The sequence below is a fragment of the Streptomyces sp. NPDC014733 genome (genome assembly GCF_043083385.1).
In the GTDB taxonomy this organism is placed as follows: domain Bacteria; phylum Actinomycetota; class Actinomycetes; order Streptomycetales; family Streptomycetaceae; genus Streptomyces.
In genome coordinates, this window is the sequence record NZ_JBIBYO010000005.1 from 300,257 (window position 1) to 323,450 (window position 23,194).

18 protein-coding genes are annotated in these 23,194 nt (G+C 74.3%); 6 read left to right on the forward strand and 12 right to left on the reverse strand.

What is annotated here, in order from left to right; all coding sequences use genetic code 11:
* Positions 1–9: 9 nt before the first annotated feature.
* A complete protein-coding gene (locus ACF1BH_RS15105) occupies positions 10–2,151 on the forward strand; it encodes an NB-ARC domain-containing protein (RefSeq protein ID WP_391642902.1) in 2,142 nt (713 codons plus the stop codon).
* Here ACF1BH_RS15105 and ACF1BH_RS15110 read toward each other — a convergent pair.
* Together ACF1BH_RS15110 and ACF1BH_RS15115 are read right to left on the reverse strand one after the other, a co-directional pair.
* A complete protein-coding gene (locus ACF1BH_RS15110) occupies positions 2,076–2,588 on the reverse strand; it encodes a hypothetical protein (RefSeq protein WP_391642903.1) in 513 nt (170 codons plus the stop codon). The genes ACF1BH_RS15105 and ACF1BH_RS15110 overlap by 76 nt on opposite strands.
* Positions 2,585–3,850, reverse strand: a complete 1,266-nt coding sequence (locus ACF1BH_RS15115) for a hypothetical protein (protein ID WP_391642904.1) — start codon at positions 3,848–3,850, stop codon at positions 2,585–2,587. Before ACF1BH_RS15115 ends, ACF1BH_RS15110 begins: the two co-directional genes overlap by 4 nt.
* Before the next feature lie 337 nt (positions 3,851–4,187).
* On the opposite strand from ACF1BH_RS15115, the gene ACF1BH_RS15120 reads away from it, so the two are divergent.
* Entirely contained in the window at positions 4,188–7,418 is a 3,231-nt protein-coding gene (locus tag ACF1BH_RS15120; protein WP_391642905.1) for a BTAD domain-containing putative transcriptional regulator, read from the forward strand.
* A 325-nt stretch (positions 7,419–7,743) separates the two neighbouring features.
* Here ACF1BH_RS15120 and ACF1BH_RS15125 read toward each other — a convergent pair whose 3' ends face one another.
* Positions 7,744–8,196, reverse strand: coding sequence for a hypothetical protein (locus ACF1BH_RS15125; protein WP_391642906.1), 453 nt, complete (start codon positions 8,194–8,196; stop codon positions 7,744–7,746).
* A 235-nt stretch (positions 8,197–8,431) separates the two neighbouring features.
* Positions 8,432–9,841 carry a type I glutamate--ammonia ligase gene (gene glnA, locus ACF1BH_RS15130; RefSeq protein WP_030281916.1) on the reverse strand — a complete coding sequence of 470 codons (1,410 nt, stop codon included), beginning with the start codon at positions 9,839–9,841 and terminating at the stop codon, positions 8,432–8,434.
* 247 nt (positions 9,842–10,088) lie between these two features.
* On the opposite strand from glnA, the gene ACF1BH_RS15135 reads away from it, so the two are divergent.
* Entirely contained in the window at positions 10,089–10,556 is a 468-nt protein-coding gene (locus ACF1BH_RS15135; RefSeq protein ID WP_391642907.1) for an RDD family protein, read from the forward strand.
* Between the two features lie 149 nt (positions 10,557–10,705).
* Here the strand turns inward: ACF1BH_RS15135 and ACF1BH_RS15140 are convergent, their stop codons facing one another.
* From ACF1BH_RS15140 to lipB, 4 genes are all read right to left on the reverse strand, one after another.
* A complete protein-coding gene (locus tag ACF1BH_RS15140) occupies positions 10,706–11,401 on the reverse strand; it encodes a DUF4191 domain-containing protein (RefSeq protein ID WP_391642908.1) in 696 nt (231 codons plus the stop codon).
* Between the two features lie 10 nt (positions 11,402–11,411).
* Complete coding sequence (locus ACF1BH_RS15145; protein ID WP_391642909.1) at positions 11,412–11,627, reverse strand: hypothetical protein; 216 nt, start codon at positions 11,625–11,627, stop codon at positions 11,412–11,414.
* Positions 11,628–11,831: 204 nt separating this feature from the next.
* Complete coding sequence (lipA, locus tag ACF1BH_RS15150) at positions 11,832–12,782, reverse strand: lipoyl synthase (RefSeq protein ID WP_391642910.1); 951 nt, start codon at positions 12,780–12,782, stop codon at positions 11,832–11,834.
* Positions 12,783–12,906: 124 nt separating this feature from the next.
* Positions 12,907–13,731 (reverse strand): lipoyl(octanoyl) transferase LipB, encoded by an 825-nt coding sequence (lipB, locus tag ACF1BH_RS15155; protein ID WP_391642911.1) that lies wholly within the window; start codon positions 13,729–13,731, stop codon positions 12,907–12,909.
* A gap of 393 nt (positions 13,732–14,124) precedes the next feature.
* On the opposite strand from lipB, the gene ACF1BH_RS15160 reads away from it, so the two are divergent.
* On the forward strand, positions 14,125–15,579 hold the full coding sequence (locus ACF1BH_RS15160) for a regulator (RefSeq protein ID WP_391642912.1): 1,455 nt from the start codon (positions 14,125–14,127) through the stop codon (positions 15,577–15,579).
* 59 nt (positions 15,580–15,638) lie between these two features.
* Here ACF1BH_RS15160 and ACF1BH_RS15165 read toward each other — a convergent pair whose 3' ends face one another.
* From ACF1BH_RS15165 to ACF1BH_RS15175, 3 genes are all read right to left on the reverse strand, one after another.
* The gene (locus ACF1BH_RS15165) at positions 15,639–16,928 is read right to left on the reverse strand and encodes an FAD-dependent oxidoreductase (protein ID WP_391642913.1); all 1,290 of its coding nucleotides are present in this window, start codon (positions 16,926–16,928) and stop codon (positions 15,639–15,641) included.
* Between the two features lie 302 nt (positions 16,929–17,230).
* Positions 17,231–18,112 carry a TIGR01777 family oxidoreductase gene (locus ACF1BH_RS15170; RefSeq protein ID WP_391642914.1) on the reverse strand — a complete coding sequence of 294 codons (882 nt, stop codon included), beginning with the start codon at positions 18,110–18,112 and terminating at the stop codon, positions 17,231–17,233.
* 37 nt (positions 18,113–18,149) lie between these two features.
* A complete protein-coding gene (locus ACF1BH_RS15175; RefSeq protein WP_391642915.1) occupies positions 18,150–18,668 on the reverse strand; it encodes a DUF4240 domain-containing protein in 519 nt (172 codons plus the stop codon).
* A gap of 254 nt (positions 18,669–18,922) precedes the next feature.
* On the opposite strand from ACF1BH_RS15175, the gene ACF1BH_RS15180 reads away from it, so the two are divergent.
* On the forward strand, positions 18,923–20,824 hold the full coding sequence (locus ACF1BH_RS15180; protein WP_391642916.1) for a hypothetical protein: 1,902 nt from the start codon (positions 18,923–18,925) through the stop codon (positions 20,822–20,824).
* Between the two features lie 175 nt (positions 20,825–20,999).
* Entirely contained in the window at positions 21,000–21,941 is a 942-nt protein-coding gene (locus tag ACF1BH_RS15185; protein ID WP_391642917.1) for an SDR family oxidoreductase, read from the forward strand.
* A 34-nt stretch (positions 21,942–21,975) separates the two neighbouring features.
* Here ACF1BH_RS15185 and ACF1BH_RS15190 read toward each other — a convergent pair whose 3' ends face one another.
* Positions 21,976–23,094, reverse strand: coding sequence for a helix-turn-helix transcriptional regulator (locus ACF1BH_RS15190; protein WP_391642918.1), 1,119 nt, complete (start codon positions 23,092–23,094; stop codon positions 21,976–21,978).
* Positions 23,095–23,194 lie beyond the last annotated feature (100 nt).

The following is a 23,194-nucleotide window of genomic DNA, read 5'->3' on the forward strand; positions in this document are numbered from 1 at the left end:
GGGGGGCGCATGCCCGTGGACGAGCGAAGCGTTCACAACGACATCAGCGGGCAGGTCCTGGGCCCCACCGTGCAGGCGGGGATCATCCACGGCGATGTGTACATCGGGAACCAGGAACCCGTCCTCCCGCCGGCACCGTGGCAGTTACCACCCGCCGTGCCGCTCACCGACCGCGCGGACGAGCTGCTGTTCCTCAGGCGCCGCCGCGACCGCTGCGTCCAGCGAGGTCACCCCTTCCTGGCGGCCATCAGCGGTCTGGGCGGCGTCGGCAAGACCGCCCTCGCCCTGGGCTGGCTGCACACCCTGCGACCGTCCCTGCCCGGTGGACAGCTCTACGCCGATCTGGGTGCGCGGTCGCCGAGCGGCCCCGTCGACCCGGCGGAGACGCTCAGCCGCTTCCTGCGCGGGCTCGGCGTCGCCCCGCAGCAGGTGCCGCACACCCTCGCCGAACGCGCGGCGCTGTACCGCTCGCTGACCTCCCGGCGGCCGGTCGCGGTGCTGCTGGACGACGCCGAGAGCGCGGCACACGTCCGCCCGCTGCTGCCCGGCGGGGGCAGCGTCACCCTGGTCACCAGCCGCGGACGGATGACCGGCCTCACCCTCGAAGGCGGCCACCAGCTCCACCTCGAACCGCTCGCACCGGAGGACGCCATGGAGCTCCTCGCGGACACCCTCGGGGACCGCCGCGTGGCCGAATGCCCCGACGAGGCCCACGACCTGGTCGTTCTCTGCGCCGGTCTGCCGCTCGCCGTACGCGTCGTCGGCGCCCGCCTCGCCGCCCGGCCGCGGCGCAGCATCGCCATGATGGTCGGCGCCCTGTCCGAGGAGCGCGGCCGCCTCGACGCCCTGGCCATCGACGGGGACCACAGTGTGCGCGCCGCCCTGGACCTGTCCTACCGCGGCCTGCCCGCCGAGGCCGCCCGGCTCTACCGGCTCCTCGGCACCCACCCGGGCAGACACTTCGACGACGGCCTCGCGACGGCGCTGCTGGCCCCCGCCGGGGTGACGGCCGGTGCGGCCGCGGATCTCCTCGACGCCCTCCACGACACGCACCTGATCACCGAGACGGGTGAGGACCGCTACCGCTTCCACGACCTCGTACGGCTGCATGCCCTGGCGCGGGCCGAGGAGGAGGAACCGGCGGCGGAACGCGCCGCGGCGCTGCGCCGCATCGCCGGGCATTACCTCGCCCTTGCCACCCGCGCCGAGCACGCCGTCGAGCCCCGGCGGCCCACCCTGGAGCGCGATCCGGCTGCCCGGGAGGCGCACTCCGCACCGTTCGGTGACGGGGACGCGGAGGCGGCGCTGGACTGGCTGGAGCGGGAACTGCCCGATCTCGTCGCGGTCATCCGGTCCGTGCGGACCACCGCCTTCCCGTGGTTCAGCTGGCAGTTGGCCGACGCCCTGTGGCCGCTCTTCCCGCGCCGCAAGCACTACGACCACTGGCGCACCGTGCACGGCGAGGGGCTGGCGGCGGCCCGGGAGCACGGCGACCGGGCGGCGCAGGCGCGGATGCTGACCTCCGGCGGTCTGGGGGAGCTGGGATGCGGTGCGCACGACCGGGCCCTGGAGATGTTCGAGTCGGCGGCGGAGATCCTGGCGGCGGACGGCGACGCCCTGGGCCACGCCCGGACGCTCAACTACCGCGGCCTCGCCCTCCAGCGCCGCGGCGAACCGGAGGCGGCCGCGGTGCTGTTCACCCGCGCCGCGGCCGAGCTGCCCCGCCACGGAGATCCGCGCGCCGGCGGCCTGGCCCGCCTCAACGCCGCCGGCATCGCCCTCGACGCCGCCCGCCCCGAGGAAGCCGCGGCCGCCGCCCGGGCGGCACGCGACGTGCTGCGCGAGGCGGGCGACCCGTACAACGCGGCCCGCGCGACGACCCTCCTCGGCCGCGCCCGCCTGCTCGCCGGGGCGGCTGAGGAGGCGGAGGACCTGCTCTCCGAGGCACTGGCCGTACTCCGCGGCGTCGATGCGGGCTACGAGGTCGCGCGGGCCCTGGAGGCCCTGGCCGAGATCGCGCGGGACCGCGGGGCGACCCCGGTGGCCAGGGCCCGCTACGAGGAGGCGCTGGACCTCTATGTCGGCGTGCACCGCACGGAGCGCGCCGACGCGGTCCGGGCCCGACTGGACGCGCTCGACACCGCCGGATGACCGCCCGGGGCCGCCGCCAGCGCCTGCACCGGCAGCCCGGCCACCAGCCAGGCGTGCGCCAGTGAGGCCCACACCTCCCACGGCGCCACGGCGGCATGCCCCGGTCCCAGCTCCACCCAGGCGTCCCGCCGCGGACCGCACCGCAACCGGCACCCCGACGGACCCTGCGGCAGGGCCAGGACCGCGGCCCCGGGGGCGAGGTGCGCCGCCCCGGCCCGCCCCGGGTCCCGCACCACCAGCACATCGGCGAGCAGCGGCCACGGGCGCGGGGCCGGAGGCGCCACGCGCAGATGGTGGTCGGTCATCCGCCTGCCGTCCGGAAGCCGGAGCCGTACCGCGGTCCGCACCGCCGTCCCGGCCCCGGGCACCGGTGTCTCCTCGACGGCGGCGCGCAGCGCACCGCCGGGCCCGTGGAGCTCCCGCCACCGCGCCGTCATGTCTCCGCCCCGCCCGGTACCCCGAAGTCCAGGGTGACCGGCAGCGACGCCGGCTCCGGCACCAGCCGCGCGGCCGGTGCCCGCAGCCGCAGCGTCCGGTAGATCAGCGACCGCATCCGGCGGGCGAACCGTCCGGGCTCCGACGTGAGCCGGGCGGCCACCCGGGCGTAAAGCTCCGGCCGTGCCGCGGCGGCCGGGGCGCGCAGCTGCCGCCGCAGCGGGCGGTCGGCCCGCAACCGGGGGGCGAAGGAGCGCAGTTCGGCCATGGGGGAGCCCGGGTCCAGTTCCGCCTTGACCGAGCCCGTGGTCAGCACCCGCGCGCCGGTCATCGTCCCGTACAGGGCGGCCGAGCCGTGGTCCCCGACGATGATGTCGGAGGCGACGACCGCGCCGCACCAGTCCGAGTACTGGCTGATGACCTGCACCCCGGCGCGCCCGAGCCAGGTCAGCCAGCTCTTGATCTGCCACTCGCCGTGCGCGTTCCAGATGTTCGGGTGCAGCATCAGCGCGATGCTGTACTCGTCCCGCGGAAGATCCGCAGCCAGTCGCTCCAGCAGTTCCCACTCCTCACCCAGCAGCGACTGCGGCCCCCAGGTGGAGCAGGCGAGCACCAGCTCCTGGTGCGCCCCGGTACGCAGCGCCTTCCGGTACAGCGCCCGCGACGGCATGCTCGCCCTGATCCGGTCGTAGCAGGGGTCCCCGACCACATGGGCCGCCGGAACCGCCTCCGGACACTCACGGCCGAGCCGGGCCAGCTCCTCGGCGTGCGAGAGCACGATCGCCGCCGGGATGACCGTGCCGTCCCGGACCAGCCGCTGGCGGCTGAGCCCGTACACCCCGCGCTCCGCCGGACCGGCCGCCGGGACGGCGCCCCCGGCCGGCGACGACACGACCTTGTTGTGCCCCACGCCGTGCGGCAGCACGATCACCGGCGCGTGCAGCTCGTGCAGGCTGCCGTGGCTGGCCGCCAGCGCCAGGTCGAACGAGATGTTCACGGCCTGCGCCCAGGGCAGCACCAGCGCCCGGGTGCCCTCCAGGAAGGCGTCCACGCCGTGGCTGAAGACATCGGGCGCGACCGTGAAGATCACCTGTAGCCGCGGGTCCCCGGCGAGCAACTGCACCGCGTCCAGCAGCCGCTGTCCCGCGGTGACCGTGTGCACCACCGCGAGAATCTTCTTCCGGACCCGGCGGGTGGCCCACCGTTCGACGTCCAGTCGTAGCGGCACATGCCGCCACTCGAATCCCGAAACCGTCACGCTCATCCGAACTCCCCCAAGTTCCGGCCGAGTCGGCCGCTCCCTGCGATGTGGTCCGCGGTGTCCGCCCCCGTCGGCCGGTCCCGCGTGTGCGACCCCTTCCGCCGCGATGCCCACTGTGCGGGGGAGACCTGTCGCCGGGCCTGCAGAATCCTTGTACGGTTCCTGAGCCGCCGGTCGGGGCGGGTGCGGAAGCTGCCCTTGGCACGTGCGCCCCTGGCGCGACGGTGCGCCCCTGCCCGCCCCCTCCGGTCCCCCCGGCACCGGGCAACAGTGAGAAGAGCCTCGCCCGGGTGTCCGGTGACCTCCGGGCGGGGGCGGGAAGGCGAACCATCAGGGGGCGATGGTGGAACTTCTGTTGCTGGGGCCGCTCGAACTGTGGCACGACGGCCGCCAGCGGCCGATCGGCTCACCCAAGGCGCGCCATGTGCTCGCCTCCCTGCTGTACGCACAGGGTGAGCCGGTGGGCGTCGAGACCCTTCTGGACCGCGTCTGGGGCGAGGAGGACGAGACCCTGGACTCTCCCGTGGCCACCCTGCAGAGCTATCTGTCGCGGCTGCGCACCAACCTCACCAGAACGGTCGGCGACCGGGCCCGTATCGACCTCGTCTCCCCGCGCCGCTACCGGCTCAGCGTCGCGGACCCCGACGACGTCGACCTCTACCGGCTGCGCCGCATCCGTGCCGAGGCCCGCGCGGCACAGGCCCACGGGGACCGGGAGACCGCCGCCGCCCACCTGCGGCGCGCCCAGGCGCTGTGGCGGGGCGAACCGCTCGCCGAGTTCCCCGGGGCCTGGGCCGCGGCGGTGGGCGCCCGGCTCACCGAGGACCGCCGCTCCCTCCAGGAGGAGCGCATCCGCCTGGAGCTGGAACTGGGCCGCCACACCGATCTGATCGGCGAACTCCGCGAACTCGTGGCGGAGAACCCGCTCGCCCAGCGTGCCGTCGCCGCCCTGATGCTGGCGCTCTACCGCTCCGGCCGCGACGGCGAGGCGCTGGAGCTGTACGCCGCCACCCGCCGCCACCTCCACGACCAACTCGGCATCGACCCCGGAGCCGACCTGCGGACCCTGCAACGCCGCATCCTCGCGCAGGACGCCACGCTGGACGCGCCCCCGCCGCCCCCGCCGCCCACCGCCCGCCTCGGACAGGCCACCGCCGCGCCGCCGAGCACCGGGGTGAGCAGCACCCTGCCCCGCGACACCAAGGACTTCACCGGCCGCACCGGCGAACTGCGCACCCTGCTCGAAGCCCCGCCGCGCGAGGGCCATCCCACCGCCCTGCCGCTGACCGTGGTCCACGGCATGCCCGGGGTGGGCAAGACCGCCCTCGTCGTCCACGCGGCCCACCGCCTGCGCACCAGCTACCCGGACGGCCTGCTCTACGTCGACCTGCGCGCCTACAGCGACCAGCCCGCGTACGAGCCCGCCGAGGCGCTCACCTTCCTCCTGCGCAGCGCCGGCGTCCCCGATCCGCCGCTTCCGGAAACCTTCGACGAACGGGTGGCCCGCTGGCGGGAGTGGACCGCCCACCGCCGGGTGCTGGTCGTGCTGGACAACGCCAGGGACGCCGACCAGATCCTCCCGCTGCTCCCCGGCGCGGCGAGCTGCCGGGCGATCGTGGCCAGCCGCAACCGCCTGGCCGAACTGGACGGCGCCACCTCCCTGCTGCTCCACGAACTCTCGCTCTCCGAGGCGTCCGCACTGTTCACCCGGGTCGCCGGCCGCGGCCGGCCCTCGGACGCCGCCCTGCGCCGCATCATGCGGATCTTCGGCGGTCACCCGCTCACCCTGCAGCTCCTCGCCGGGCGATTACGCCACCGCGACACCTGGGACCTGGAGTACGTCGCCGGACGCCTGGCCCATGCCGACGACCCCCTCGACGAGATCGGCGAACGCGTCACGGCCGCCTTCCGGCTCTCCTTCGCCGACCTCCGCCCCGCGGCCCGCCGGCTCTTCCGGTACGCGGCGCTCCACCCGGGCCCGGACATCACCGTCGACGCGGCAGCGGCCCTGTGCGCCGCACCGCCGGACGAGATCCGCCGCGCCGCGGACGAGCTGCTGGACCGGCACCTCATCGAGGAACCCGTCCGCGACCGCTACCAACTCCACGACCTGTCACGGGTGTTCGGCCGCCGCATGTGCCGCATGGAGGTACCCCGGTACGCCCGCTGCCAGGCGATGAGAGGGCTCCTGTCGTACTACCTGACGGCCGCCGACCGCGCGGAGCGCTCCGCCCACCCCGGGCTGCGGCGGTACCTCGTCCTCGACCGGGAATCCCCCTACGCGCCGGACTTCGCCGCGACCGGCGACGGGGCCGCCGACCGGGCCGCCGTCTGGCTCACCGTGGAGCGCGCCAACCTCCTGGCCGCGGCGCGTACCGCCGCCGCCGAATTCCCGGAATTCGCCGCCCTGTTCCCGCTCGCCTTCCTCCATTCCCTCAAACTGTGGGGAATCGGGGAGGTCGCGGCCGAACTGCTCGACGTGGCCGTCACCGCACTGCGGGGCACAGACGACCGCGCCGCGCTGGCCCGGTCCCTGGTGGCACGCGCCGACGTCCTGGCCCAGTCGGACCACGGACAGGCCCTTGGCTGTGCCTCCGAGGCGTACGCACACTTCGAAACGCTCGGCGACGACCACGGCCGCGCCGACGCCTCCCTGCAGATGGGCCGCGCCCATCTGGCGGCCGGCCACCACGACGACTGCGGAGACGCGCTGGAACGGGCCCGGGAGCTCTACCGGACGGCCGGCGACCGGTACGGCGTGGCGGAGAGCTTCAACGTCCAGGGCGCCGCGCTCATCTTCTGCGCCGACTACCCGCGGGCGATGCGCTGCTTCGTCGCCATGCTGGACATCCACCGCGGTCTGGGCGACCTGCACGGCCAGGCCAAAGCCTTCAACAACATGGGGGAGATCCACACCCACGAGGGCAAGAGGGAGCAGGCCCTGCACCACTACGAACAGTCCCTGAAGCTGGTCCAGCGCTTCGGTGGCCGACGGGAGGCCGCGATCCTCGACAACAACATGGGCGACGCCCATCTCGGAATGGACCAGGTCGATCAGGCGCAGGCCTACTTCCGCCGGGCCCTGTCCAGCAACCGTGCCCGCGGCGACGCCGTCGGAGAGCTGAACTCCCTGATCGGACTGGGCCGGACACATGCCGCGGCCGGCCGCACGGAGGAGGCGATGCGCCTCCTCCGTGCGGCGGAGAGCCTGGCCCTGCGCCTCGGTAACGTCTACGAGCAGCAACGCGCCATGGTGGGCCGGGCCGACGCCCACCGGCTGGCCGGGGAATATACGACGGCCCTGGAGACCTACGATCACGCCTGCCGCCTCGCCGAGGACTTCGACTTCCGTCGCGGCATCGCCGACGCCCTGGCCGGAATCGCCCGCACCCACGAGCAACTGCAGGACAAGGAAACGGCCCGCTCCTACGCGGAACGGGCCCTGATGCTCTTCCATCGCCTGGGCGCCCGAGGCGAGGCGGACACCCTGCGCCACTTCCTCGGCCGCCGACAGACGCCGACTCCCGGACCTGCGCCACACAACCGGGAGCCCTTGGCGGACGGGGCTTAGCTGGTCGTCTGTTCCTGCTTCGGTCCGGTCAGCCACATCACCTGGCCCGGGACGACGGCGAGAGCGACGATGCCGAACAGTGTCAGCGCGGTGGCGCGACGGAGTATGTACTTCAAGGGTGAAATATCTTTCGATCTGGGTCGCTAAGAGATACGCGGAGGACGGAAGCAGGAAACTTCCGATGATCTTCCGGCGAGGAGGCCAACGTACAGGAGATCTGCCGCTGGTCAAGTCCGGAAATGCCCCAGGAATATGCCATGCAATTCATGCCCCTGCGGCCAGCGAAGGGACCCCGTCACCCCGGGTGGCCCAGCGTTGTGGGCCGTTACTCACCGATCCTTGTCGGTACCGTCTGGCGGCCCCGCGCAGACTGAAGGGGAGGCGAGGGAAGGCTCGGGTCCGGGTGGCTGCCCATCCCGCGAATCAGGCCTCCCCGTTGCGTGCAACGAGGTGGCCAGGATTCGGCAGATCTCACCCGCTCCACGCCGTGGCCGTACAAACATGTCGCATGGCATTTCAGGATCACCGTGCGCTCGCCGAAATGGGCCGAGTGGCGAGAGAGTAATTCGATCGCATCCGCTCGGGGAATGTTGTCGGCGAAGCCGTGGGCCAGGAGGGTCGCGCAGAGCGTTTCCACGGTGACACCAAAGCACCACTCGATGACGAGATCGCCGGTGTGATGCGTGTAGCAATTGGCGAATCCGTGCGGCTCCGCATTCCTGTTGACCAATTCCGGGCCGCGCAGAATGCGGCTCAGCAGTGCATCACGTACTGCCAAGTTTCCGATCGCTCGCGATCCCGTCCCGTCCAATCCTCGACTTCAGTACACCAGTGCCTGCGGTTTGAGCCGGTAAGCGCACATGAACGCCACCCTGTTCGCCGCCATGCAAGAAGTCCGGGCCGCCACCTCCGGTGAGGAGATGACGGCCCGGACCACCGGACGTGAGGGTGGGCCAGGTGTTGCGGTGGCGGTCGGCGGGATTGCCGCCGACCCACCCACCCGCCCCCGCCCCCTACAGGTCGTAGTAAAGCTCGAACTCGTGCGGGTGCGGGCGGAGCTGGATCGGGGCGATTTCGTGGGTGCGCTTGTAGTCGATCCAGGTTTCGATCAGGTCGGAGGTGAAGACGCCGCCCTGCTGGAGGTACTCGTTGTCGGCCTCCAGGGCCTCCAGGACCGCCGGGAGGGAGGTCGGGACCTGCTGGACGTTGGCGTGCTCCTCGGGAGCCAGCTCGTAGAGGTCCTTGTCGATCGGCTCGGCCGGCTCGATCTTGTTCTTGATGCCGTCCAGGCCCGCGAGGAGGAGCGCGGAGAACGCCAGGTACGGGTTGGACGACGGGTCCGGGGCGCGGAACTCGACGCGCTTGGCCTTCGGGTTGGTGCCGGTGATCGGGATGCGCATCGCGGCGGAACGGTTGCGCTGCGAGTACACCATGTTGACCGGGGCCTCGAAACCGGGGACCAGGCGGTGGTACGAGTTCACCGTCGGGTTGGTGAAGGCCAGCAGCGACGGGGCGTGCTTGAGGATGCCGCCGATGTAGTAGCGGGCGGTGTCGGAGAGGCCCGCGTAGCCCTGCTCGTCGTAGAAGAGCGGGTTGCCGCCCTGCCACAGGGACTGGTGGACGTGCATGCCGGAGCCGTTGTCACCGAAGATCGGCTTGGGCATGAAGGTCGCGGTCTTGCCGTTGCGCCAGGCGACGTTCTTCACGATGTACTTGAAGAGCATCAGGTCGTCGGCGGCGGCGAGCAGCGTGTTGAACTTGTAGTTGATCTCCGCCTGGCCGCCGGTGCCGACCTCGTGGTGCTGGCGCTCGATCTCCAGCCCGGCGGCCTCCAGCTCCAGCGACATCTCGGCGCGCAGGTCGGCGTGGTGGTCGACCGGCGGGACGGGGAAGTAGCCGCCCTTGTAACGGACCTTGTAGCCGCGGTTGTTCTCCTCGGAACCGGTGTTCCACGCGCCGGACTCGGCGTCGATGTGGTAGAAGGACTGGTTCGCGGAGGTGTCGAAGCGCACCGAGTCGAAGACGTAGAACTCCGCCTCGGGGCCGAAGTAGGCGGTGTCGGCGATGCCGGTGGAGGCGAGGTACGCCTCGGCCTTCTTGGCGATGTTGCGCGGGTCGCGGCTGTACTGCTCGCCGGTGATCGGGTCGTGGATGAAGAAGTTGATGTTCAGGGTCTTGTCGCGGCGGAAGGGGTCCAGCCGGGCCGTCGACAGGTCGGCGCGGAGCGACATGTCGGACTCGTGGATCGCCTGGAAGCCGCGGATCGAGGAGCCGTCGAACGCCAGCTCCTCGTCCGGGTCGAACGCCTTCGCCGGGATGGTGACGTGCTGCATCACACCGGGCAGGTCGCAGAACCGCACGTCGATGAACTTGACGTCCTCATCGGCGAGGTATTTCTTCGCGTCGTCGGCGTTCTGGAACATCCCTACTCCTCCTAGCCCGGTCACCGGTCGGCGGACGCGGGGCTGATGCACGGAGCGCGACCCTCTTCAGTGGCGCGCTCGCCCGACCATAGGCAGCCGTGATTTCCCGGGCATGACCCATTTGTTTCGTCGCGGTTAACCGGGACGCGGCCTGCCTCACCTTCGATCATGCCTGGTCATGCCGTATTCGGCCCCTCGGCGGCGCCCCTCGGCCGGAGAACGGACACGCGCGCAGTACCGTGGTCGGGTGGACAACAGGCAAGCAATCGGATCGTGGATCTCCGGCCCCCGCGCGGCCGCCGAGGACATGGGTGTCGAGTTCGGGCACCGTGGGGCGCAGCTGGGTCTGCCGGAGGAGGGGCCTGGTTCGATCGCCCGTCCGGGTCGCCGCTTCGCCGCCCTCTTCCTCGACTGGGCGCTGTGCATGCTCATCGCGTACGGGCTGCTCAGCGGCGGTCGTGCGCAGGCGGCGAGCAACTGGGCGCTGGTCGTCTTCGCGGTCCTCAGCATTCTGACCGTCGGCACCGTCGGGTTCACCCCCGGCAAGCGGCTGCTGGGGCTGCGGGTCGTCGCCGAGGGCGGCGGACGGCTCTCGCTGCCGCGCGTGGTGCTGCGCACCGTGCTGCTGGTGATCGTCATTCCCGCCGTCATCTGGGACCGCGACGGCCGCGGTCTCCACGACCGCCTCAGCCGCGCGGTGCAGGTCCGCATCTGAGCCCGCGGCGGTCCCGCACGGCCCGTACACGTATACGAAACGGCGGCGGCGGTCGCACGGTGCGTGACCGCCCACCTCGTACAGAAACGCCCCGGAGCCTTGAAGGCTCCGGGGCGTCGTGGTCGGTGGGGAGGCGGGCCGGGACGCGGTCAGCGCATCTTGCCGCGCGGCGGCCGCATGTTCATGGGGCCCTTCGGCACCGGCATGTTGCTCATCAGGTCGCCCAGCGCGCGCAGCCGGTCGTTGACGGCGGTGACCTGCGCGCCGGGCAGCACGCGGGGCAGCTTCATCAGCCGGGTGCGGAGCTTCTTCAGCGGCACCTCGCCTTCGCCCTCGCCGATCACGAAGTCGTGGACCGGGGCGTCGGCGACCGTACGGGCCATCCGCTTCTTCTCGGCGGCCAGCAGACCGCGCAGCCGGTTCGGGTTGCCCTCGCCGACCAGGACGATGCCCGCCTTGCCGACGGCGCGGTGCACCACGTCCTGGCTGCGGTTCATCGCCACCGCGGGCGTGACCGTCCAGCCGCGGACGTTCTCCAGCACCGCGGCGGCCGCGCCCGGCTGGCCCTCCATCTGCCCGAAGGCCGCCCGCTCGGCGCGGCGCCCGAAGACGATCGCCATCGCGAGGAAGGCCAGGACGAAGCCCAGGATGCCCCCGTAGACGGGGTGACCGATCGCGAAGCCGAGGCCGAGGAGTACGCCGAACACGACGATGCCCACGCCAGCGACGACAAGACCGACCTTGGAGTCGACCCGACGGGTCATCTTGTAGGTCTGGGCGATCTGCTTCAGCCGCCCGGGGGTGCCGGCGCCGGCAGCGCCGTCTGTGTTTGCCTTCCTCGCCATACCAAGAAGTTTACGTGGCCCGCGGGCGGCGGGTCGCCGCGGCCTCCAGTACGTCCTGCGCCTCCCGCCGGTCACTGGCCCGGCGGCGGTCCTCCAGGACCGAGTTCCAGGCGTTGCGGCGGGCGGTGCGCTGTCCGCCGCCGAGCAGCAGCGCCTCGACGGCGCGCAGGGCCGCGGTGACGGACGGGACGGGGCGTGCGGTGGCGCGGAGCGGCACGGCCTGCATGGTGGGGGTCTCCCTCGGGGAGGTCGCGGGGCGGGCGGACGCGGTGCGAGGTCCATCGTCACCGACGGGTGTTTCCGGCGGATGACCCGCCGGTCACACCCGGGCGCGACGACGAAGCGGCCCGCGCCACCCCCGGCCTGGGGGAGTGCGGGCCGCGTTCTCCCAGCATGTGCCAGGAAGCGCCGATCAGCGCGCCGGGGCGGGTCAGACCGCCTGAGTGGACGCCTCGACCTCGCGCCGCTCGATCGCCTGCTGGTAGAGACGGCCGGCGCGGTACGAGGAGCGGACCAGCGGGCCGGACATGACGCCGGCGTAGCCGATCTCCTCGGCCTCCTCCTTCAGCTCCACGAACTCCGCGGGCTTGACCCACCGGTCGATGGGGTGGTGGCGGACGGACGGCCGCAGGTACTGGGTGATCGTGATCAGCTCGCAGCCCGCGTCGTGGAGGTCCTGGAGGGCCTCGCTGATCTCCTCGCGGGTCTCGCCCATGCCCAGGATCAGGTTGGACTTGGTGACCAGCCCGGCCTCGCGGGCCTTGGTGACGACCTCCAGCGAGCGCTCGTAGCGGAAGCCGGGGCGGATGCGCTTGAAGATGCGGGGGACCGTCTCGACGTTGTGGGCCAGCACCTCCGGGCGGGAGGAGAAGACCTCGGCCAGCTGCTCGGGGACCGCGTTGAAGTCGGGGATCAGCAGCTCGACGCCGGTACCGGGCATCGCGGCGTGGATCTGGCGGACGGTCTCGGCGTACAGCCAGGCGCCGCCGTCCTCCAGGTCGTCGCGGGCGACGCCGGTGATCGTGGCGTACTTCAGGCCCATGGTCTGGACGGACTCGGCGACCCGGCGGGGCTCGTCGCGGTCCAGCTCCTGCGGCTTGCCGGTGTCGATCTGGCAGAAGTCGCAGCGGCGGGTGCACTGCTCACCGCCGATGAGGAACGTCGCCTCGCGGTCCTCCCAGCATTCGAAGATGTTGGGGCAGCCCGCCTCCTGGCAGACCGTGTGCAGACCCTCGCTCTTCACCAGGCCCTGCAGATGGTTGTATTCGGGGCCCATCTTCGCCCGGGTCTTGATCCACTCGGGCTTGCGCTCGATGGGGGTCTGGCTGTTCCGGACCTCCAGGCGCAGCATCTTGCGTCCGTCGGGTGCGACAGCGGACACGTCGGCGCCCCTTTCTGCTATCGCGGCATTCGATTCAGCGGCGTACACCAGGGTACGCCCGGTATTTCGCACGTCTTTACGTGCTCGCCAACCCCGGATACGAGGGCGGCATTCCTGACGGTGCTCAGACCGCGCGGGGGAGGAGTTCGGCCCCCTCCAGGACGTCCCGCAGATGCTTCTCGACCGAGGGCAGCACCTCGGCGATGGTGATCTCGCGCCCCAGCTCGCCGGAGAGCGAGGCGACCCCGGCGTCCCGGATGCCGCACGGGACGATCTTGTCGAACGAGGTGTTGTCCGGGTTCACGTTCAGCGCGAAGCCGTGCATCGTGACGCCCTTGGCGACCCGGATGCCGATCGCGGCGAGCTTGCGGTCCTCACCGCGCTGACCGGCGTTGGACGGCGCGTACTCGGGACCGCGCAGCCGGGCGTCGTACATCTCGTCCGCGTCCTCGCCGGGCTGCGGGGCGAGGTCGAGCTGGAGTCCGCCGGGCGACGGGCGCTCCTCGACCGGGTCGCCGAGGATCCAGACGCCGCTGCGGCCCTCGACGCGGGTGGCCCCGACGCCGAAGTCGGCGCAGACCCGGATCAGCGCCTCCTCCAGGCGGCGGACGTGCGCGACGACGTCGACCGGGCGCGGCAGCTTCTGGATCGGGTAGCCCACCAGCTGGCCCGGGCCGTGCCAGGTGATCTTCCCGCCGCGGTCGACGTCGATGACCGGGGTGCCGTCCAGCGGGCGTTCGTCGTCGGCGGTGCGGCGGCCCGCGGTGTAGACGGGCGGGTGCTCCAGCAGCAGGCAGGTGTCGGGGACCTCGTCGGCGAAGCGGGCGGCATGGATCTGCCGCTGCTCCTGCCACGCCGTCTCGTACGGCACGGCGTCGGCGCCGAAGCCCAGATGCACAAAGCGCAGCCCCTCGGGTGCGGGGGTGTCCCCCCGAGAGATCGCAGTCACGGCAGCTCCTCTTCGCACTTCTGTCGCAGCGGGCTGCGACGTTCGACGCAGTGCCTCCGCATCCGTTCGATACGGGGCTCCTGCATGTCCGATGCCACTTCGCGCCCAGGCCACTGTACGGCCGGGGGGCCGGACCGCCGGTGGCCGGGGGACCCGCCCGCACCGGCCGGGAAACCGGCCGGCGGGTAGGGAAGGCGGGGGCGTGAGCCGGGTGAACCTCGGTGTGGAGCGCATGCGCCCTGCTCACACGATCGGATGAACGCGGTGCTCAGGCGGCCAGAAGAGCCCCGAAGGCCGTTACATTCGCGCCGTTCCACAAGGGCGACGAGCGTGCCGGACAGGGTCAGCCGGGCCCGGCGGCCCGGCCCGGAAGGCAGGAGACCGGTAAAGCTGATGACGGAACGACCCCCGCACCGCACGCCCAACCGCCGGCTGGCCGCCCTCATCGCCGAGGCAGGGTTCTCCAACGCCGGACTCGCCAGGCGCGTCGACCAGCTCGGCATCGAGCACGGCCTCGACCTGCGCTACGACAAGACATCCGTGACCCGCTGGCTGCGCGGCCAGCAGCCCCGCGGCACCACCCCGGCGCTGATCGCCGAGGTCTTCACCCGCAAGCTGGGCCGCCGCCTGTCCGCACAGGACCTCGGCCTGGACGCCTGCGCACCGGTCTACGCGGGGCTGGAGTTCGCCGCGACACCCACCGAGGCCGTCGACATCGTCAGCGGTCTGTGGCGCAAGGACTCCGGCAGCCATGTCGAGCTGCGCAAGATCGCCTTCACCCCGGCGGGGCTGGTGGTGCCCAGCCGGGACTGGCTCATCGGCCGCCCCGACGAACGGGTGGCCCGCGGCGAGCTGGGCCCCGACGGCACCGGCCGGGTCCCGCTCCAGGGCCGGATCGCGGTCCCCCGCCAGCGCCGCACCGACCACCTCGACCGGGTCGGCGGCGCCCGCGTCACCGCCGGGGACATCGCGGCGCTGCGCTCCGTCGGCGAACTGTTCCGCGCACTGGACCACGCCTACGGCGGCGGCCACGCCCGTCAGGCGCTGGTGCGCTATCTGGAGCACGAGGCCGAGCCGATGCTGCGCGGCACCTACGGCGAGGCGACCGGCCGCAAGCTCTTCGCCGCGGCCGCCGATCTGACCCGGCTGGCCGGGTGGACGTCGTACGACATCGTGGCGCACGGGCTGGCGCAGCGGTACTTCGTCCAGGCGCTGCGGCTGGCGCAGGCGGCGGGCGACCGCGCCTACGGCTCGTACGTGCTGGTCACGATGAGCCGGCAGGCGGTCTACCTCGGGCACGGCCGGGAGGCGGTGCAGCTGGCGCGGGTGGCGCAGCAGGGCGTCGGGGCCGCGGCGCCGCCCGCCGTGCTGGCGCTGCTGCACGCGGCGGAGGCACGCGGCCACGGCCTGATGGGCGAGGTGCGGGCCTGCACGGCGGCGCTGTCGCGCTCCGAGCGGGCGCTGGAGGTCGCCCGGCCCGGTGACGAGACGCCGCACTGGGCGCGCTTCTTCGACGAGGCGCAGCTCGCCGACGAGCTGGCGCACTGCCACCGCGATCTGCGGCAGTTCCGCGCCGCGGCCCAGCACGCCGAACGCTCCCTGGAGCTGCGGGCGCCGGGCTTCGCCCGCAGCCGCCTGTTCTGCCGGGTGGTGCTGGCCACCTCCCGGCTGGCCCTGGGCGAGCTGGAGCAGGCGTGCTCGCTGGGCGCGGAGGCGGCGCTCCAGGCGGCCGACATGCGGTCGGTGCGCGCCCATGAGTACGTCACCGAGTTCGAGCGGCGGCTGGAGCCGTACCGCGACGCGGCGCCGGTGCGCGGGTACCGGGACCGGGTGGCGGCCCTGGGCTGAGACGCCGGACCCGCCGGCCGGCCCGTACCGCCTCCCGGGCGGTGCGGGCCGGCCGTCCGTCAGGCGGCCGTGTGCAGGGCGGCCGGTTCGGCGGTGGGCAGCCCGAGGTCGCTCAGCAGGGCGCGGGCGGCCCGGCGGCCGGAGTCCAGCGCCCCCTGGACGGTGCTGATGCCGCGGTGGTCGCCGCACACGTACAGCCCGGAGAGCAGCCGGACCGGCCGCTCCGGGTCGTGCGGGGCGGGCATCGCCGGGATCGCCGCCGGGGTGTGCCGCGCCGACAGCAGCTCCCACTCGGTGGTGGCGGTGCCGTGGACCCGGGCCAGCTGCGGGCGGACCGCCGCGTCCAGGGTGGCGGCGGGTAGCGCCGCGGGGGCGCCCAGCACCACCGTCGTCAGCAGCGTCCGGCCGGCCGGGACGCGCGAGGGGTCGATGGCCCCTGCCGCGTAGCTGCAGGCCAGCGGGGACTCCGTGGTGAGCAGCAGCGGCGTCTCGCGCGGTCCGGCCGGGTGCGGGCCGTGGCCGGGCGGGGTGGTGTGGTGCAGCACCGTCGCCGGGTGGAACGGCGGTACCCGCAGCCCGGGCAGCAGCGCCGCCGCGTCCCGGGCGCCGGTCGCGACGATCACCGCCCGGCAGGTCACCTCGCCGTGGTCCGCGGTGGTGACGGAGGTGGTGGCGACGGAGGTGACCCGGACGCCGGTGCGGACGGTGCCGGGCGGCAGGCCCGCGGCGAGCGCGGCGGGCAGCGCGGCGGCGCCCCCGGCGGGCAGACAGAGCCGCCCCTCCGCGAACGCCCGCAGGGTCAGCGCGGCGCCGCGGCTGGAGCCGGCCAGCCGCGGATCGCCCAGCAGCACACCGAGCAGCGGCCGCAGGAACGCGTCGTGGGCGCGCGGGGCGAAGACCGGCCGGGCGGACAGCGCATCGGCCGCCGGACGGTCGGGGGCCGTACGGTCGCCGAGGCGGTCCATCCGCCGGTCCTGGGGGCGCTCCGGATGCCGGTCGGCGCGCGAAAGGGCGCGTGCGGCGGCGAGTGCGCCCCTCGTGCTCCGGAGGGCGCTGACCCGCTGCGCGCGCCGCCCGTTGTGCAGCCCGATCCACGGCGCGAACCGGCACAGCTTCAGCCTCTCCAGGCCGGGCATGCGCAGCAGGCCGGGCGTGGCGACGAGCGGCCTGCCGCCGTGGTCCAGGAGGAAGCCGTCGACGTCGTCGGTGGCCGACCGGCCGCCGATCCGCTCGGCGGCCTCCAGCACGGTGACCGTCAGCCCGGCGGCGGTCAGTTGACGGGCGGCGGCCAGCCCCGCAGGGCCGGCCCCCACGATGACCGCGTCCACGGTCGGTGAGGTGCGCTGCACGTGCCCCTCCTCAGCTCGGTCCCGCCCGCCCGCACCGGGCGGTACGCGGGACGCCGGATGATGTGTGGGGGCACGGTAGGGACGGGCCGCCCAGGGCGGCCAGGGGTCGCGCGGGGCGCGTCGGAGCGGGACGGGCGCCGGTCCCCGCCGCGGCCGGGCCGGGCCCGCGGACGGGGCCCGGGGCCGGCACCGCCCGGACGGCGGTGGGCAGCGGCCGCCGCGCGGGGGCGGCGGCGCCGGAGCCGGCCCGTCCGCGGCGGCGGGGGCCCCGATCCGGTCCGTCCGCGACGGCGGCGGCGCCCTCACGCCGCCCGGACGGCCGCCTCGATGCCCGGGTACGCGAAGGTGAACCCGCTCGCCAGCAGCCGCCGCGGGATCACCCGCTGGCTCCCGAGGACGTCCCCGGCGAACTCGCCCAGGACCACCTTCAGGACCGCCGCCGGAACCGGGAACGGCGTCGGGCGGTGCAGCACCCGGCCCATCGCGGCGGTCACCTCACGGTTGGTCACCGGCTCCGGGGCGGTGAGGTTGACCGGCCCGGCGAGGTCGCCGTCGATCAGATGGCGCAGTGCGGCGACGTGGTCGTGGAGCGCGATGAAGCTCCAGTACTGGCCGCCGTCGCCCAGACGGCCGCCGAGACCCAGCCGGAACAGCGGGAACAGCCGCCCCCAGGCACCGCCCGAGCGGGCCACCACCAGGCCCGTGCGGGCGAACACCGTCCGGATCCCGGCCGCCTCGGCGGGGGCCGCCGCGTCCTCCCAGTCGACGCAGAGCTCCGGCAGGAAACCCGTACCGGCCGGTGCCGTCTCGTCCGTGCGCCGGCTGCCGGTGTCGCCGTAGTAGCCGATGGCGCTGCCGCAGACGAAGACCCGCGGCGGGGTGTCCAGCGATGCCAGGGCGGAGGCGAGGGCGGCGGTGCCGAGGACCCTGCTGTCGTGGATCTCGCGCTTGTACGCGGCGGTCCAGCGGTGGTCGCCGACGCCCGCGCCCGCCAGGTGCACCACCGCCTCGCACCCGGCGAGCCCGGCCGTGTCGACCTCCTGACGGCGCGGATCCCAGAGCACTTCGTCCGGCGCCGCGGGCGGCCGCCGCACCAGCCGGACGGGGGTGTGCCCGTCCGCCCGCAACGACCGGACGAGAGCTGAGCCGATGAGACCGGTCGAGCCGGTGATCGCGATCCGCATGGCGTCATCCTGCCCGCCGGGCCCCCCTGGGCGTGGCTTACGCGCGAAAACGCTCCCACAGCCGGGGCAACCGGGCCTGCAGCGCCGCGTCGTCGTCGACGTCGACATAGCCGCCCAGCGGTTCGGCGGGCTGCGGCGGCAGGCCGAGGCCGGGCAGTTCGGCGCCGGTCAGCTGCTCGTAGGCGTCGTCGGCGGCGTACCCCAGCTCCTCGCCGTCGCCGTCCGTCTCCTCGTCGAACCCGCCGAGCAGATCGGCGAGTTGGTCGGGATCGTGCAGGGCGCCCTCGAAGACCTCCCGGCCCTGGCCGATCAGCCAGCAGCGGAACGCGTCGAAGACGTCGTCGCTCGCGCCGTCCAGCAGCACCGCCGCCGCGGCCCACAGGTCCCAGGTGTACGCGCGGTGGCAGCGGGCCTCGAAGTGGCGGGCGAAGTCCAGGACGGATTCCGGGTCGCGGCCCAGCAGCCGCTCGGTCAGCTCGTCGGCCTGGTCCTCCGGGTCGCCGTCGGCGGCCGCGCGGGAGGCGTCGATGAGCTCCCAGAACTCCGTCTCGTCCATCACCGCTCCAGCATCGGGCCTGCCGGGGCGGTACGCATGTGGAGCGGTCCGCCGCCACCCGTGCGGCGGCTCCCGCGCAGGCGCAGGCGGATTGCCCCCGGATGCGGTGTACGCGCCGTGCGGGCACCGGAGTTGTTGATCAACGACGGGGTGACCGGTGCAAGAATCACTCGTTGGAAGGCTGGCCCCTCGCGGCACCTTCCTCTACCCGATCGGCAGACCCCATTCCTGAAGGGCGCTTCCACGCCATGCCCATGGACGAACGAACCCGCGCCGATGTCGAGCGGGCCGAGGCGGCCATCGTCGAGCACTACCCGCGCCTGGTGCGCCTCGCCCATCTCGTCCTGCCGCCCGCGATGGGCCGCCACCGCCGGGTGCTGACCGCGCACGGGATCGTCCAGCGCGCCCTGCCGTCCACGAGCCGTGAGCGGGCCCGCGCCGTCCTGCCCGGCCAGCGCGGCCCGCGGCCGGCGGCGGGCTACCCGCTCGTCCGCTCGCGCGTCCTGGAGCTGGCGCTCGCCCAGGCGAAACCGCCGCGCTGGCGCTCCCCGCTGCCCGTCGTGTGGGGGCTGCGGCTCTTCCCGCGGGCCGGCGGCGCCGACGAACTCGCCCTGGACCAGGCGCTGTCCGCGCTCTCCGCCCCCGCCCGGGCCGCCGTCGCGCTGTGGCATCTGGAGGAGCTGGACGAGGACGAGGTCGTCGCGGTCCTCGGCGCGGCCGGGGTCGCCGACCCGGGCGCCGCGCAGCGCGCCGCCGTCGCCCTGGGCCCGGGGACCGCCGCGCTGCTGAACTCGGGCGAGTTCGACCCCTGCACCGTCCAGGCCCGCCCCACCGATCTGCTCCGGCGCCGCCAGGGCAGGCGGGTGGCGATCGCCGGCGCCGCGGTGCTGACGGCCGGTGCGGCGCTGCTCGCCGCCGTCGGCGGACCGGACGGCCCGACGCCGCCCGCCCGCCCGGACCCGGCCACCGTACGGGCGCGGCAGGCGCTTGACCCGCAGCGGCTGGTACGCGCCCCCGACGACGCCTGGGCCGACACCTCCCGGGTGGACTTCACCGCCTGGTCGCCGCGCGGCGAGTACGCCGGGGACGCGGCGCTGCTCGGGCGCGCCCTGCGGGTGTGGGGCGCGCCGGACTCCGATGTCCGCGTCACCGCCGCCGACTCCACCTCCACCCGGCCGCCGGACCAGCCGCCCCGGCTGCTCTACGCCGGGGTGATCGACGGTGTGACGGTGGTCGTCCTCCACGACGGCGACCGGCTGGTGCGGTACGCCGAGCCCGAAGGGGAACCCGCGGAGCTGGAGTTCGCCCGCGTCGACAACGCCGATCTGACGACCGCCGGGGCGCTGGTCATCGGGCGCGGCACCGGCTGGATGCGCTACCTCATCGCCCCGTGGGTCACCGACACCACCACCCGCGACCTGCTGCGGCCCGGCGCCCCCGAGAAGGCGCTGCACGTCGCCCCGGACGGCGTCACCGACCGCATCCCCGAGCCGCCCGCGAACGGCGCCGCCTGCGGACAGTGGCCGGTGACCCGGCTGCGCTCCTCGGCGCGGGTCACCGCACGGCACAGCTTCCTGCTGACCGACCTCGGTGACCTCACGCCCGTCCACCTGACGTACGGCCCGGCCACCGGCGGCGGGCCCACCGCCGCGCCCCCGGCCGAGGCGACCACCCCCACGGCGCTGCTGAGCTGGGCCCGCACCGCCTGCTCCCTGCGCGGGGAGCGGGGCGCCGGTGTCCGGTCGGTCAACAACTGGGTCTACGCCCGCCAGCGGCTGCCGGAGGGCGGCGGCGCCGCCACCTGGATGTGCAGCCGCGCCGACACCTGGCGCGGCCCGGGCCGGGTCACCGTGCAGTTCCACCCGGCCGCCGCCGGGCCCGCACGGCCCGCGCGGATCGTCGGCCGCGCCCGGGACACCGCCGCGTGCAGCCCGTACGGCCCGGAGGTCGTCGGCGAGACCCGCTGGCGCGCCGGGTCCGGTCACTGGTACCTGCTCGCGGCGGGCAGCTCCGCGGTGCGCGGCCTCGATGTCACCGGTGCCGTGCACCGCACCACCCGTGACACCACCCTCGCCGTCGCCGTCCCCGCGAACGCGCCGGCGCGGGTCGCCGGGGTGCTGCCCTCCGGGGGGTTGCTGCACGCGATGCGGCGGTGATCCGGGGCGGACGGCGGCCGGCCCGCACCGGCCGCCGTCCGCCGTCCGGCGCGCCGTCCGGCGCGCCGTCCGGCGGAACTTCGCGGAGTCCGATCGATACCCGACAGAGGATGTCCGGTATCGCTGGCACGGTCGCCGTGTACGGAGACACCGCACACGGCGAGGAGTGGCACGGATGACGACGGAACCGAACGGCACGGCGGGCGCGGGGAGCCTGGCGGGACGGGTGGCGCTGGTGGCCGGGGCGACCCGGGGCGCGGGCCGGGCGATGGCCGTGGAGCTGGGCCGGGCGGGGGCGGTCGTCTACGTCACCGGCCGCACCACCCGGGACCACGTCAGCGAGGTGGGCCGCCCCGGCGAGACGATCGAGGGCACCGCGGAACGGGTCACCGCCGCGGGCGGCACCGGCATCGCGGTCCCCTGCGACCACCTCGAACCGGAGCAGGTCGCCGGCCTCGTCGCCCGGATCGACCGGGAGCAGGGCCGGCTGGACGTCCTGGTCAACAGCGTGTGGGGCGGCGACCACCTCCTCCGGTTCGACACCCCGCTGTGGGAGCTGGACCTCGCCGACGGCCTGCGGATGCTCCGCCTCGGCGTGGAGACCCACCTGATCACCAGCCACCACGCGCTGCCGCTGCTGCTGCGCGCCCCCGGCGGCCTGCTGGTCGACATGACCGACGGCACCGCCGCCTTCAACCGCGCCTACCGCGGCAACCTCTGCTTCGACCTCGCCAAGAACGCCCCGCACCGGATGGCGTTCGGCCTTGCCGCCGAGGTGGAGCCGTACGGCGCGACGGTCGTCTCGCTCACCCCCGGCTTCCTGCGCTCCGAGGAGATGCTGGACCACTTCGGCGTCACCGAGGAGAACTGGCGCGACGCCGTCGCCCAGGAACCGCACTTCGCGGTGGCCGAATCCCCGGCCCTGGTCGGCCGCGGCGTCGCCGCCCTCGCCGCCGACCCCGACCGCGCCCGCTTCACCGGCCGCTCCCTCTCCAGCGGCCAACTCGCCAAGGTCTACGGCTTCACCGACACGGACGGCTCCCGCCCCGACGGTTTCGGCTACTTCGAGGACGTGGTCCTCGGCGGGAAGGAAGGGACGGCGGAGGACTACCGGTAGGCGCAGGCCGGCGCCGCCCCGGCCGGGCCGCGGCTCACCCGCCGTACAGCCCGGCCGTCCGGCGGGCCGCCGCCGCGAAGCGGTCGCGCAGCGGCTCGGGCGCCAGGACCTCGCACTCCGGTCCCAGCCCCAGCAGCTGCGCGTAGGCGACCTCGGCGTTCTCCACCGCCAGCGTGACGGTCCACCGGCCGTCGGCGCCCGGCCCCCGGGCGCCCGCCACCGCCTCGCGCGCCGCGGTGACCTCGGTGACGTGCGGCAACTGGCGTATACCGCGCTCCGTGAGCCGGAGCACCACCTCCTCGCGCAGCAGCGACCGGGTGAACTGCGCGGCCCGCTCCTCCCAGAAAGCGGGCAGGTCGAAGCCGGGGTCCCGGACGAAGCGCCCCTCCTCCGCCACCGTCACGGAGGTGAAGCGGTCGACCCGGTAGATACGGAACGGGGGGACCGGCGGGACGTCGGCGGCGTCCCCGGGCCCGGGTGCGCGGCCGGCGGCACCCCTGGAGCCCGGCGGCGCGGGCGTCCGCCCAGCCGCGCCCGCGTCCCCTGTCGCACCCGCGTCCCCCGCCGCGGCCGCCCCGTGCCCCGCCCGCCGGGCGCACGCCGCCACGTACCAGACGCCTGCCTTCAGGATCAGCCCGTACGGCTCCAACTCCCGCTCGACCTCGCGGTCCTTGCGGCGGTAGCGGGCGCGTACCGGGCGGTCGTCCCAGACCGCCTCGGCGAGGGACGGCAGCTCGGCGGGGGTCTCCGGGCTGCGGTACCAGGCCGGGGCGTCCAGGTGGAAGCGCTGGGCGGCGCCGGATGCGGCCTCCCGCAGCTCCGGCAGGAGCGCCGCCGAGACCTTCAGCCGCGCCGCGGACGCCGCGTCCGCCAGGCCCAGCTCCCGCAGCGCGGACGGCACCCCGGACAGGAACAGCGTCTCCGCCTCGCTGCGGCCCAGGCCCGTCAGCCGGGTGCGGTACCCGCCGAGGAGGCGGTAGCCGCCCGTCCGGCCGCGGTCGGCGTAGACCGGCACGCCCGCCTCGGAGAGCGACAGGACGTCCCGCGCGACCGTGCGCTCGCTGACCTCCAGCTCCCGTGCCAGCTCACCGGCGGTCATCGACGGCCGGGACTGGAGGAGCAGCACCATCTTGATCAGCCGGGCAGCACGCATGGATCCATCATGCCGGGCACCACTGACAACGCCCCGCCGTACGGAGGCGGTTGCCGCCCCGACCGCGAACGGCCCGGCCCGCCACGCCCGAAGGCGCGGC